This is a genomic window from Bacillus sp. ABA4_010 (assembly GCF_056159105.1).
This window is the reverse complement of record NZ_JBSWUN010000003.1, coordinates 85,572-99,320: the sequence shown is the minus strand read 5'-3', so window position 1 is coordinate 99,320 and position 13,749 is coordinate 85,572. Positions and strand designations below refer to the sequence as shown.

The window sequence follows — 13,749 nt, the reverse complement described above, 5'->3', positions numbered from 1 at the left end:
TATAGTTTGTGTTTTTTCTCAATTTTTAAAATATTCTTTTAAATTATTTTACATTTCATGCTAAAGATATTCTCTCTCACCTATAAATTTCCTGTTATCTGTTATTATTTTTTAGAAAATACTTTATTTTCCGTCTTTTATTGTATAATACAATTGGATACGGTGTTTGACTAACCAGGGTGGTGAATAAATTGAATCACAAAAAAACTTACCATTGCAAAGAGCTGACAACCTCTATCGGAACGATTGTCATTGAAGGGCCTGTCTCTTCTACTGCAATCGAACAACTTCAGTTTCATGAGCAGCTAGTCGCATTTCGACCCCCTCCTGAACAAAAAAAAGCATTAATTGAAATTGCACGCTTACCTGAAGGGCGTATCATTATTGCGCGTCATGATGATATGATTGTAGGTTATACGACCTATCTTTATCCTGACCCGCTCGAACGATGGTCTGAAGGAAACATGGATAATTTAATCGAATTAGGTGCTATAGAAGTTGCTCCACCATTCCGAAGCTTTTCCATTGGAAAGAATCTATTAGAACTTTCCATGATGGATGATGCCATGGAAGACTATATCATTATTACAACCGAGTATTATTGGCATTGGGACTTAAAAGGAACGGGACTTAACGTTTGGGAATATCGAAAAATCATGGAAAAAATGATGAACTCAGGTGGACTTATTTGGCTTGCGACTGATGACCCAGAAATTTGCTCACATCCTGCCAATTGTTTAATGGCTCGCATTGGCAAAAGGGTCGATACGGATTCGATTCAGCAATTTGATCAGCTACGCTTCCAAAACCGTTTTATGTATTAATAGTCTATGATGATTTTACGAACAAGGGAGTCGTTTAAAATGATTGTGGAAGAAATGATGACAAGAGACATTATCACACTGAATCAGTACGATTCTATCGCTAAAGCTATGGAAGTGCTGCACCGCTTTAATATTCGTCATATCCCTATTCTCGATGATGAATTACAGCTAGTAGGCATTATATCAGACCGGGACGTGCGAGATGCAAGCCCCTCCATCTTCCATCGGAATACTCATTTGGAAGATTTAGAAAAACCTATTAAAGAAATTATGAAGACAAATGTTATTACTGCTCATCCGCTTGATTTTGTGGAAGATATCGCGGCTGTATTTTACGACTACCGAATTGGATGTCTTCCAATTGTAAAAGGGAATGAACTTGTTGGAATTGTTACTGAAAAAGACATCTTGCACACGCTCATTCAGCTAACAGGTGTTCATCAGCCTGGATCACAAATTGAGGTCAAAGTGGAAAATAAAGCAGGTGTTTTAAGCGAGGTCACGTCTCTTTTCCGAGAATCGAATATCAACATTTTAAGTGTGCTCGTATATCCTAACAAAGATGAACAATATAAAGTGATTGTCTTTCGTATTCAAACGTTAAACCCAACCGTGATTATTACTAAATTAAAAGACCATGGATATACCGTACTATGGCCTAATATACCGGGGATTACACCATGAAAAAAGAGGCTGTTTTCATTTACTCTGATTCGTTTTTAAATTATAAATTTAGTAATAATCATCCTTTCAATCAATTACGGGTTAAATTGACATACGAATTACTGCGCGAAGCACACGCGTTGTCTGAACCGCTCATCATCCCTCCCCGCATTGCTCTTCAGGAAGAGCTAGAGCTTGTCCATGACCCCAGCTATATTCGAGCTGTTCAATTAGCCAGTGCAGGAAAGCTGCCACAAGAAGAGGCCGGCGACTATGGTCTAGGAACAGAGGACACTCCTATCTTTCCGAATATGCATGAAGCGAGCAGTTGGCTCGTCGGAGGAACTTTGACAGCCGTCGATTACGTAATGAACGGGAAAGCCCAGCATGCCTTGAGCTTAGGAGGGGGACTTCACCACGGGTTTCGAGGGAAAGCCTCTGGGTTTTGTATATACAATGACAGCTCTGTTGCGATTAAATACATTCAAAAAAACTACGGAGCAAGAGTGCTGTACATAGATACAGATGCCCATCATGGAGATGGAGTGCAGTGGACCTTTTACGACGACGACCAAGTCTGTACCTACTCTATCCACGAAACAGGACGTTACTTATTCCCAGGAACAGGGGGGATTAATGAAAGAGGACACGGAAAAGGTTATGGCTATTCTTTTAACATTCCACTTGATGCCTATACAGAAGACGAGTCGTGGATTGATGCTTACACAACTTCCTTAAAAGCTGTTACGGAATTTTTCCGTCCGGATGTCATTTTGACTCAGAATGGGACAGACTCCCATTACTATGACCCGCTCACTCACCTTTGTGCCACCACAAAGATTTACCGCCATATCCCGAAAATTGCCCATGAGCTTGCTCATCAATATTGTGATGGACGGTGGATTGCCGTTGGAGGAGGTGGATATGATATTTGGCGCGTTGTGCCGAGAGCATGGGCATTTATTTGGCTAGAAATGACAGGACAGCAAGATATACGAGGACCACTTCCACCTTCGTGGCTGGAAAAATGGAAACCCTTCGCGCCAGTCCCGCTTGCTATCCACTGGGATGATGGCGAGCACTTATACGAACCCATCCCACGCAAACAAGAAATTACAGAAAAAAATGCCCAGACAGTACAAAAATTGTTATACCCTTTACATGGACAAGTGAAAAAACATTGAAAAATTCCTAGCATATCTACTCTAACTAGGAACCTCTTCAAAGAAAAAGACCCGTCACCAAATCCTCTATTACAGGATTTTCATGACAGGTCTTTTTCATACTTGTTTATTTCGTTGATTTTCGGAACTCAATTCGATGAGGAAGCTGGACAATGTGGCTGTCCACTTCTTCTTTGTTCATATATTTCGTTAACAATCGCATTGCAACTGCTCCAATGTCATACATTGGCTGGACGACTGTTGATAGTTGCGGGCGGACCATTGTCGCTAATTTTGTATTATCAAAACCGATGATTTCAATATCATCTGGCACTGTGTATCCTTGATCTTGGGCACCATGAATAACACCTAGAGCCATTTCATCTGTACCAACAAACACCGCAGTTGGCTTTTCATCTTCTTGGAGAAGCTTTTCAATTGCCTCGACCCCAGAATCATACGTATAATCTCCTGTAACAACATACTCTTCGTTATATTCAATATTTGCTTCCGCCAACGCCTTACGGTATCCATACATATGCTTTTGCTGATTGATTGGCTCTTCAAGAGGGCCTGTGACAAACGCAATATTACGATGCCCTTTTTCAATCAAATGCTGGACCGCATCATAAGAAGCTTGGCCGTAATCTATGTTTACAGAAGGAATTTGTCCTGATCCTTCAATCGAAGCCGCTAATACAATCGGCACTGGAGATTTCTTCAATTCTTCTACATGCTCTTCGGTTACATTCCCGCTCATGAACACAATTCCGTCCACTTGTTTGCCTAACATTGTGTTCAATAAATGCAATTCTTTATCTTTATTTTGGTCAGAGTTGCTTAAAATAATATTGTACTTATACATCGTGGCAATATCTTCAATACCACGCGCCAGCTCGGCATGAAAAATACTTGAAATATCTGGAATGATAACCCCTACAGTTGTCGTCTTCTTGCTTGCTAATCCCCGTGCTACCGCATTCGGACGATACCCTAAGCGCTCAATCGTTTCCATGACTTTCTTTCTTGTGGAAGGTTTCACATTCGGATTGCCGTTTACAACCCGAGAAACCGTTGCCATCGATACATTCGCTTCTCTTGCTACATCATATATTGTTACGTTCACAACACAACACTCCTTGTATCAAACACATTTTATATTAGTTTGTCCTTAAATTGCCTATTGTAATTATGTATAAAAGCTCTGATGCCTTGTTATTACTATACGATACTCTTTATACCGACCGCAATTACTTTACAAGCAATTTACATGAACTCTCGCCTTTCGTCAAAAACACTGAGTCCTTTCTGCCGCCATCTTGAACCGAACCGCAGCAGTCAGCCCTTTTAAGAGACATTTGGAAATGGAGAAAAGTCTTCTACACCTTTGCAGAAGACTTTCCACACAGTTTCTCTACGAGAGAACGTTTTTATCTATCGTACCTCACTAAGGGAATAGCTCTAGTTGGTCCTGCAATGATTAGGTCATATTATAACCAACTTCTCGTTGCTTGTCACCCTTTAAATCATCTTTTACTCCATGAGCCAAAACGATGTTCACATACTATTCCGCCGCTCTTCCAATCCAATTGCGTTTAGATCTGTTCTTGTAAGGCCTTTGCTGTGATATTCCAATGAGAAGCATGCCATTTCACGTCTTGACCTTTAATGACAAAGGCTTGAGGAGATTCATGCTTAATCCCAAATTTTTCTGCAATGTAATTAGATAGCTCTCTTGCTTCTTGAACATGTAAGAAATAGGCAGTAATGCTCGAATGCTCATCTGCATACTTAGCAAACTCATCATACCCCGCTTTGCTTATTGGGCAGGTAATGCTATGTTTAAGAAATAAAAATTCCTCTTTCTCTTTTAAAATGCTATTAAATTGCTCAACTGTCGTGATTTTTTCCACCTTTATCGCTCCTTATGAAAAATGATTGTGTAGTTATCATATCACCTTTTTCCTTCTCCCCACAAATTGAAAGCCTCATATCCAAAAAGGATATGAGGCATAAGAACAAGCCATTACAATTTTGCACTTTGCTCTTGCTCTACTTTATCGAAAGTTTGTTTCGCTTCCTCTAGTTTTTCTTGCACATCCTCTGTGACAGGAGAGATTGATTCGCTTTCCACCTCATCCTCGAGCACTTGCAAGCTTTCAGGTGGTAGCTCCTCTTGTTCTCCACTTGTTTTCGTCATCTCTTTTACTTTATTGACTACTTGTGAGGATTGGATGGAAATAGCATCGGATAGCTGAATTGTTTTATCCTTAGCGTTTCCTGCTAAATTTTGACCTTTTTCCCATGCAGTGTTAGTCATCTGCTCTGTTTTCAAGCGTACATACGTTGCTTGGTCATTAATGTCTGTACGAATTTCTTTTCCAGACTTAGGAGCCAGTAGCAAAGCTGTTGCGGCTCCCACTAATCCGCCGATAACAGTTCCAAGTAAAAAGTCTTTATTGCTTAACCCCTCTTTTGCCATACACAATCCCCTCTTTTCTTCATTATTGTCTATATAAATAGGTTGTTGCTTATGGAATTCCTTAGGAACAATAACTAGGTTGACCTAAGAAGATGAACATACTAGAAAAGGAATCTATAATCACCCATACATTCGGGAGCGTCTTTTCTTCTCTGGTGTATGCAAAGGATCATGCTCATTTGTCGTTTGCTGCTTTCTTGCCTTCACACGGTCCCAAATGTCTAAAGCAACATTACTCCATTGTACAACTTGTGCTACACTCTCTTTGTTCGACTCGACTTGTTTGGAAACCGTCTTCGAAACGCTTTGAATCGAATGATTTAATCCTTGAATGGATTCTCCTACCCCTTTGACAGAATCCACTACCGTATTAAGCGATTCAGATTTCTTTTGAATATCATCAGCCAACAAGTTCGTTTTATGCAGTAAAGCTGTCGTTTCAGTCGTAATCCCAATCATTTGCTTTTCAACCCCTTCGAGTGTTCCAGCTACTGAATGTAACGTGCGTTGAACAGATTGAAGGGTTTTGGAAATAGAAATGACGAGATAAAGAAAGGCAACGGCGATAACCGCCACACTTATGTAAAGAATCATGCTCATAATAAACCTCCTGAATAATTGTTACAAAAAAATACCCTTTCTTCACTTCCACTAAACATATTTGTCAATAGGACCAATGCCACTCTTAAATGTTCTTAACTGTTTCGGCATGCTACAGTAGAAATCCTGCTTTCTTTTATTTTGGTCTTCAAATCTCTCACAGTCAAGTGCCAAGAGCATTTCGGTCTAGAAAATAAACAAAAGGATAAGAATGGGTTACAATAAAGAAGAATGGTTTTGCTGAAACTAGGAGGTATCAACATGAAAGATTCGCGCATTGAAACATTAGCAAAAAATTTAATTAATTATTCTGTTCGTTTACAAAAAGGGGAAAAAGTCCTGATTGAAAACTTTGGTTTGCAGCGTCCCCTTGTAACAGCGCTTGTAAAAGAAGCATATGCGGCGGGAGGATACCCGTTTGTATTATTGAAAGACCATGCTGTTGACCGCGCTTTATTAATGGGTGCACAGGAAGAACAGTTCAACATGATGGCAGACTTTGAAGCCAATGTTATGAAACAAATGGATGCTTACATTGGCCTTCGTTCTGGCGACAACATCTTCGAACATTCAGATGTACCAGATGACAAAATGAAAATTCATGGAAGCACAGTCGGCAAGAAGGTTCACCGAGATATTCGCGTTCCCAAAACAAAGTGGGTCGTGCTCCGCTATCCAAATCATTCTATGGCACAACTAGCCAAAATGAGCACAGAAGCCTTTGAAGACTTCTATTTTGATGTATGTAACTTAGATTACGGGAAAATGGACAAAGCGATGGATGCGCTTGTTGAATTGATGAACAAGACAGACAAAGTTCGATTAACAGGGACCGGCACAGACTTAACCTTCTCCATTAAAGATATTCCAGCAGTTAAATGTGCGGGTCAAATGAACATCCCAGATGGCGAAGTGTACACGGCGCCTGTTAAAGAGTCCGTTAACGGCACCATTACATATAACACGCCTTCTCCTTATCATGGCTTTACCTTTGAAAATGTACAATTAACGTTTGAAAACGGCAAAATTATTGAAGCGACTGCCAATGATACGGAGCGCATCAACCAAATTTTTGATACAGATGAAGGAGCACGCTATATCGGAGAATTTGCCATTGGTGTCAATCCATACATTCAACACCCGATGCAAGATATTTTATTTGATGAAAAAATCGACGGAAGTTTCCATTTCACACCAGGCGAATGCTATGAAGATGCTTACAATGGCAATCATTCAAATATCCATTGGGATATGGTCATGATCCAACGCCCAGAATATGGTGGAGGCGAAATTTATTTTGATGATGTATTAATTCGAAAAGATGGACGTTTCGTGATTCCCGAACTACAAGGACTCAATCCAGAAAACTTAAAATAAGACGGGGGTGTCTGAAAAGAGAAAACCATCTCTTTTCAGACACCCCCGCAAAATGGACCGTTACAAAAGCCCAGGAATATTATAGGTTTTCATAAACGGTCCATTTTGCATAAACAGAAAAACAATCATTTTCCTAAATATTTTGAGATTTATTGGACTGTCCCCAAAAAAAGAAGCTCCTTCTCTTCGAAAAAGGAGCTTCTTTTTTATGCAAATGTGTTTTGGTACAATTCTTCGAATTTCTGAATATCTCCGGCACCCATGAAGACTAAAACTGCACCTGCATGATTTTTTAACAAATCAGTCGTTTCTTCCGTAATTAATTGTGCCCCATCAATTCTTTGAATTAAATCATTAATCGACAATTTCCCATGGTTTTCACGTGCTGAGCCAAAAATGTCACACAAATAAACTTTATCAGCTTCTCTTAAGCTTTCCGCAAAATCTTCTAAGAAAGTTTGCGTACGGGTAAATGTATGAGGCTGAAAAACTGCCACAATTTCACGATCAGGATATTTTTGTCTTGCAGCTGAAATCGTCGCCTTAATCTCTGTAGGATGATGAGCATAATCATCAATCAACACTTGGTCTCCTACAGTCTTTTCACTAAAGCGTCGCTTCACACCTTGATATGTCTTTAAACGTGCTTGAATAATCTCCACATCAATTTCTTCATAGTGGCATAAAGCAATCACAGCTAAAGCATTTAAAATATTATGGTCGCCGTACCCTGGAATTTCAAAAGATGCAAAGAAAGCATTGCGTACAAACACATCAAAAGTCGTACCTGTTGTACTCTTAACAATATTTCTTGCTTGAAAGTCGTTCTCTTCATTAAACCCGTAATAAAGAACCGGTACTTTCGCCTGGATTTTTTGCAGATGTTCATCGTCGCCACAAGCAATAATCCCTTTCTTTACTTGAAGGGCCATTTCTTGAAAAGCACTAAAAACATCATCAATATTCGCGAAATAATCCGGATGATCAAAGTCTACATTGGTCATGATGGCGTAATCAGGAGTATAAGCCAAAAAGTGACGGCGATATTCACATGCTTCAAACACAAAATATTTGCTGTCTTCGACTCCTTTTCCTGTTCCGTCCCCAATTAAATACGAGGTTGGCTTTGCGCCTTGCATGACATGAGAAAGCATCCCTGTCGTCGACGTTTTTCCATGCGCTCCCGTTACAGCAATGCTTGTAAACTTCTCCATGAATTTTCCGAGGAAGCGATGATACCGAACAACCGGCATATCTTGTTCAATGGCTTCTTGAATTTCTTCATGCGTATCAGGGAAGGCATTTCCTGCGATTACCGTCATCCCTTGCTGAATATTTTCTTTATCAAATGGTAAGATGCGAATTCCACGTTCTTCTAATAACTTTTGAGTGAAAATCGTTTTTTCAATGTCTGAACCTTGGACATGGTAGTTCATATCATGCAGGATTTGGGCAAGAGAACTCATTCCCGTTCCTTTAATTCCTACAAAATGGTAAACTGTCATAGAAAGAACCTCCAACATTCGTCTATCTGTAAGACAGTATATGACGTTTATCTAAAATTGCTCATTTCTTCTAAACCTACGCTTATGTAAGTTACTACACAACATTTGAGCATCACATTTTTTCATTATATCATTCTTTAAGTAATTGTACCACGGAATTTAAAGTCAGCCTCTTTCTTTTGTTAGGCTCCCCTTATACGTCTTCCTCTATTGCGTTTATAAAAAAATTATGGGACACCGCATTAAAATGCGAAGAAAGCAATGTATAAGCGATTTGCAATCCATTCCTTTCTACAAAACCATACTTCAAATTTCCACTTTTTCCAGACGAGGATTCGGGCGATATTTTCTGCCTGCTTTCGCCTGATGCTCACCATTCAACAATACATTATCTCCGGTAAATCCGATATGCATTTTCAGCAGACTGCTTCCTACACCATAAATATCGACAGGTGCCTGTTCTGCTTCAAATTCCAAAATACGTTGTTCATTGAAGCCGCCTGTTACCACAATTTTCACATGTTCAAACCCTTCTTGGTCAAGGGCTTGACGAAGGGCAAAAATTAAATGCGTGTTAACCCCGCGAGGATCAAACGTTCCAAGTACTTCAGGATGACGAACGAAATATTGGTCAATCATTGTACGCGATGTATCAACCCGAACTGCTTTTAATGTTTCGCCAAATTCACGCGCGACCTTTAAGGCATCTGTAATAACATCATTATTATAATCAACAAGCACCATCAGTTCATCATTTGGAAATTTCGTATGATACGCACGAGCCGCCTCTACAACATCTCCATTGAATAACTGAATGAGGGCATGCGGCATTGTCCCCATTCCTGATTTCCCCCACCATTCGTTCATCGCATGAGTAGCTTGTCCTGTCGATCCCCCGATATACGCAGCATAGCCGTCACCAGCCTGTTGGGTAAAATGATCGTCACGGTCTCCCATGAAAATAACCGGCTTTTTGCCCGCTGCCTTTACCACGTTATATACATTTGTCGCGACAGACGTCCTTCTTGCCAAAATACCATCAATTACGCCTTCTAAATACCCGAAGCTTTGGTATGGGCCTTTAATCGTCAACACTGTTTCAAACGGCTTTATTTTATCTCCATCCTTTAAAGAATGGATTTCTAGTTTCTCTGGCTCTTCCGCAAACGTTTGAATCAACGCAATCACTTCATCAGTTCCACAAAGAACGGCATGCTCTTTTTGGAAAAATTGCATCGTCACAATATTATCCGACTTAAAGTCTTTGACAATTTCTCTTGTCTTTAAAAAATAAACGGCTGAAAACCAACCATCCTTTACCCGCTCATCAAATTTAAACGTGCGATTTGTTAAACGCTTTATTTTACCTTGTAACTTGAGTTCAATTTCTTTCATTGCTGAAACTCCTTATTTACGAGACTAAAATTTTTACATTATCTTTACATATAGTAAATCATTTTAGGATAGATGACAAACTTCTTTTCTCAAGAAGGAGACGCTTAAACCGCTTCTCCCCCTTCCTCGTAAAAGTTGAACGCCCATATTTTAAACTGATAAATTTCCTTCTCTCTTCTAACTAACTACCCGACTAATGCACTAAATAGGATTTCACAAGAAAAGGACCTGTCCTAAAATCCTTAGTAATGGTGGATTTTGATGACAGGTCCTCTTCAAATCTTCGTTTACTAAAATCGTATCAAGAACTTATTTGAAGGAGCTCGCATTTTGAAGCTCCATCAATTCTTCTTCTGTAATTAACACATCTCTAGGTTTACTGCCCTTTGCTTCTGAAATGATTCCTTGCCCTTCCATCATATCAATCAGTCGTGCAGCACGATTATAGCCAATCCGGAAATGGCGTTGCACACTTGAGGTAGAAGCGCCGCCTTGACTTAACACAAACTCACAAGCTTCATGAAACAATTCATCTTCTTCTGAAGAAAACTGCTGATGTTTTTGAATTAAATCATTTTGTTCAAATAAATAGTTTGGTGCCATTTGCCCTTTAACATGATCGACTACGGCATCAATTTCTTCATCTGAGACGAAATTCCCTTGAACACGTACAGTCTTTGAAGAGCCGTTTTCTAACAGGAGCATATCGCCTCTTCCTAAAAGCTTCTCTGCTCCAGCCGTATCAATAATAGTACGCGAATCCACTTGAGAGGAAACAGAAAACGCCACACGAGTCGGAACGTTTGCTTTAATTAAACCTGTAATAACATCAACAGATGGACGCTGAGTTGCTAGCAATAAGTGAATACCGCAAGCTCTCGCCTTTTGCGCAATACGACAAATCGCTTCTTCTACCTCTCCTGGTGATACCATCATCAAATCCGCTAATTCATCAATGATAATAACTAGGTAAGGAAGCTCTCCGCTCTTTTCCTCATGTTGCTGAACTTTTTCATTGTACTTCGTAATATCCCTTACCCCTGTATGGGCAAACAGCTCATATCGGCGTTCCATCTCTTCTACCGCCCATTTTAAGGCAGCTGTCGCAGCTTTAGCATCCGTAATAACGGGACTAACAAGATGCGGAATACCGTTATAAGGAGCTAGCTCAACCATTTTGGGGTCAATGAGCATGAGCTTCACTTGATGCGGGGAGGCCTTGTATAACAAGCTGACGATAATTGTATTAATGCATACACTTTTTCCGGAACCTGTCGCCCCTGCAATGAGTCCATGCGGCATTTTTTTCAAATCTGTCACAATAGGGGTGCCTGAAATATCAAGCCCTAAGGCAACAGACAGCGGAGACGGATGTTCATAAAAAGCAGGCTCACTCAAAATCTCTTGAAGAAGAACCGCCTTGCTTTCACGATTAGGTACCTCAATCCCAATTGTGTTTTTCCCCGGAATCGGTGCTTCAATTCGAATATCTTTTGCCGCCAGACTTAATTTAATATCATCCGTTAAATTTGTAATTTTGTTTACCTTCACACCTGGCTCTGGATGAACTTCAAAACGCGTAACAGTCGGTCCTTGTGTGACATTGACAACTTTCGCCCGTACATTGAAGTTTTTCAATGTCGTATCAAGCAACTCCCTTTGTTCTTCAAGCCATTGATGGTCGTCTTCTTTTTCTTGTTTTGGAACGTTTAAGAGCTTCATAGATGGAAACTCGTAAACTCCCTCTTTTCTCTCAGTTAAGAGCGGGGAAGAAGGAACAGACGGCTTCGACGAAAAAGCTTCTGCTGCGTTTGGCTGTTCTTCTACGCTTGAAAGCGTATCTTTCCGCTCTTCTGTTTGATATGTTTTTTCGTTTATATTTTCGGAATGTTGGGCCGTCGATGCAGGTGATTGTTGGACAGCTGTCCGCTCTGTCAAACGCTCTCGATCTTTTTTCAACATCATTACATTAAACGGAACTGCACGACGGGACGGACGTCTGACTCGTTCGGTTTGTACAGAAGAGGACTCCTGACGAATAGGTTCTCTGCCTTCCTCAATATTTGGTGCCTTATGAACTACATGTGCCTCCGTTTCCACCTCGGAGTCAAGAGAAGCTCGCGCTTTGAATGGAAGGTATGCTAATTGTCTCTGATGTTTCTTCCTGCTTTTCTCGCTGAATTGCTTCCTCCTCTTCAACGACGACGGACTCTTCCTGACGCACGCTCTTAAAAAGTTCTTCTTCCTTTGGTCCCTCCGTTTGGTGTTCTTCTTGTAAAGAGGACTGCAACCCTACTCCATTCTCTTCTTTTAACTGTTCAATATTCGCTTTGTCCTTCATCGGAAATGGCGATTCCGCTTGTTTAATATCCTGCTGTATCTCCACTTGCTCTATCTCGGTACGAAGCGGTTCGGACAGCCGTTCTTCCATTAACTCCGTTTTTGAAGCATCCAGCTCTTCTGCCCCGTTCATTTCCTGCCAAACAGACTTTTCTATTTCCTCTTGCTCCTGTTTTACAGCAGAAGCTGTGCGGACGAATGTGGCTGGACGTAAAGACGGCTCTCGTTGTATGTATTCTTCTTGCCGTTCTTCGTGCGTTTCATGTTCGAAGCGCTCCTCTTGGCGAGACTGATTCAGCGACATTTTTGGTCTAAGAGGTGACATCAATTCCTCGTATTTGTCCGCCGCTTCTTTCGTCGCTGCTAGCTCCTGTTGAACAGACATCGAGCGATAACTTCGTTGAACATCATTGCGAATATTCACGGAAGCAGTAGGGAGTTCAAATTCAATCGACTCATGCATTTGATCTTCGCGTTCAGCAATCGGACGCTGTCCAAATCCATAAATAGGAGAAGGAACGTCTGTCGGTCGAAAAGGTTTGGTTCTCATCGGTTCTTCCCGCTCTTCTGTTGGCGCAACTCTTACTGGTCGTGAAGGTTGTGGTTGTACTTCTTTTTCCTCCCAATAAACCGGTTGTTTCTCCTCCTTTATGGCGCTAGAACTTTGTCGAATATAGCGCTCCTCTTCCATTGACTGAGATGTCCGAGCTCTTGAAAAACTCTCTGCCTCTCCGTTATCATACCTTTCCTGCCTTCTCTTTCTTCGCTCTTCCGCCAACTCCTCATCTGTTATCAGAGGAAAACGGAATTTCCCTTGAGGATACTGATAGGAAACCCTTGTTTGAATCTCCCCTCTCTCTTTTTCTTGAGAAGTCGGGTACGTCTGCACGGCTGCTATATTCCTTTGTTTGTTCTGCTTGACATCTTCTGACTTAATGTCTCTCTCTAATACCTTTTTGCCGTCTTTTACTACAATTTCCTTCTCTTCATACCCAAGAACATAGTCCATCACTTTACGAAACCAACCCAATTTCAATCACTCACTTCTCTTTAAACTTAATATTTATATTCAATTTGGTTCCTTCTCTTCTTTTCACACTCATGATACAACTCCTCCTACTAAAGCCGATCAATCATATTTCACCTATATTGTAGCACGATACAGAGAAAGCAAAACCAAAGGGGACGAACTAATCAGTCTCTTTTTATCACATCAATAACCTTTGCAGAAAAGCCCCGTTATGTAAATCCTTCATTTCACTGGATTTATATAACGGGGCTTTTCCTAAGGATGACTAAAAAGGGAGATTTTAGCCCCTTTTTCACCCAGTTGTTATTTTACCAAAATAGCAACTATTTGTTAATCCATTTTGTTGATTTGTAAAGGTTGCAATGTCCTT

11 protein-coding genes and 1 pseudogene are annotated in these 13,749 nt (G+C 40.6%); 4 read left to right on the top strand and 8 right to left on the bottom strand.

What is annotated here, in order from left to right; genetic code table 11:
- Positions 1-191: 191 nt before the first annotated feature.
- The 3 genes from ACXAEO_RS01715 to ACXAEO_RS01705 are packed head-to-tail and all read left to right on the top strand — an operon-like array spanning position 192 to position 2,671.
- Complete coding sequence (locus ACXAEO_RS01715) at positions 192-824, top strand: GNAT family N-acetyltransferase (RefSeq protein ID WP_474877190.1); 633 nt, start codon at positions 192-194, stop codon at positions 822-824.
- A gap of 39 nt (positions 825-863) precedes the next feature.
- On the top strand, positions 864-1,508 hold the full coding sequence (locus tag ACXAEO_RS01710) for an acetoin utilization AcuB family protein (protein WP_474877187.1): 645 nt from the start codon (positions 864-866) through the stop codon (positions 1,506-1,508).
- Positions 1,505-2,671 carry an acetoin utilization protein AcuC gene (locus ACXAEO_RS01705; protein ID WP_474877184.1) on the top strand — a complete coding sequence of 389 codons (1,167 nt, stop codon included), beginning with the start codon at positions 1,505-1,507 and terminating at the stop codon, positions 2,669-2,671. Before ACXAEO_RS01710 ends, ACXAEO_RS01705 begins: the two co-directional genes overlap by 4 nt.
- 106 nt (positions 2,672-2,777) lie before the next feature.
- On the opposite strand, the gene ccpA is transcribed toward ACXAEO_RS01705, so the two are convergent.
- The 4 genes from ccpA to ACXAEO_RS01685 all read right to left on the bottom strand — a co-directional run bounded on the left by ccpA (position 2,778) and on the right by ACXAEO_RS01685 (position 5,732).
- Positions 2,778-3,731 carry a catabolite control protein A gene (gene ccpA, locus ACXAEO_RS01700; protein WP_474883903.1) on the bottom strand — a complete coding sequence of 318 codons (954 nt, stop codon included), beginning with the start codon at positions 3,729-3,731 and terminating at the stop codon, positions 2,778-2,780.
- 514 nt (positions 3,732-4,245) lie between these two features.
- Positions 4,246-4,569: a bacillithiol system redox-active protein YtxJ gene (gene ytxJ, locus ACXAEO_RS01695; protein WP_474883900.1), complete on the bottom strand. Its 324-nt coding sequence runs from the start codon at positions 4,567-4,569 to the stop codon at positions 4,246-4,248.
- A 107-nt stretch (positions 4,570-4,676) separates the two neighbouring features.
- Complete coding sequence (locus ACXAEO_RS01690) at positions 4,677-5,132, bottom strand: YtxH domain-containing protein (RefSeq protein WP_474877182.1); 456 nt, start codon at positions 5,130-5,132, stop codon at positions 4,677-4,679.
- Between the two features lie 120 nt (positions 5,133-5,252).
- On the bottom strand, positions 5,253-5,732 hold the full coding sequence (locus ACXAEO_RS01685; RefSeq protein WP_474877180.1) for a DUF948 domain-containing protein: 480 nt from the start codon (positions 5,730-5,732) through the stop codon (positions 5,253-5,255).
- 261 nt (positions 5,733-5,993) lie between these two features.
- Between ACXAEO_RS01685 and ACXAEO_RS01680 the strand changes: the two genes are divergently transcribed.
- Complete coding sequence (locus tag ACXAEO_RS01680; protein WP_474877178.1) at positions 5,994-7,109, top strand: aminopeptidase; 1,116 nt, start codon at positions 5,994-5,996, stop codon at positions 7,107-7,109.
- Between the two features lie 206 nt (positions 7,110-7,315).
- On the opposite strand, the gene murC is transcribed toward ACXAEO_RS01680, so the two are convergent.
- The 4 genes and pseudogenes from murC to ACXAEO_RS01660 form a co-directional block, all read right to left on the bottom strand.
- On the bottom strand, positions 7,316-8,614 hold the full coding sequence (murC, locus tag ACXAEO_RS01675; protein WP_474877176.1) for a UDP-N-acetylmuramate--L-alanine ligase: 1,299 nt from the start codon (positions 8,612-8,614) through the stop codon (positions 7,316-7,318).
- A gap of 306 nt (positions 8,615-8,920) precedes the next feature.
- Positions 8,921-10,009 (bottom strand): nicotinate phosphoribosyltransferase, encoded by a 1,089-nt coding sequence (locus ACXAEO_RS01670; protein ID WP_474877173.1) that lies wholly within the window; start codon positions 10,007-10,009, stop codon positions 8,921-8,923.
- Between the two features lie 309 nt (positions 10,010-10,318).
- Positions 10,319-11,746: pseudogene (locus ACXAEO_RS01665) on the bottom strand (DNA translocase FtsK); the annotation flags it as partial.
- Between the two features lie 370 nt (positions 11,747-12,116).
- Positions 12,117-13,385: a hypothetical protein gene (locus tag ACXAEO_RS01660; RefSeq protein WP_474877172.1), complete on the bottom strand. Its 1,269-nt coding sequence runs from the start codon at positions 13,383-13,385 to the stop codon at positions 12,117-12,119.
- Between the last annotated feature and the right edge of the window lie 364 nt (positions 13,386-13,749).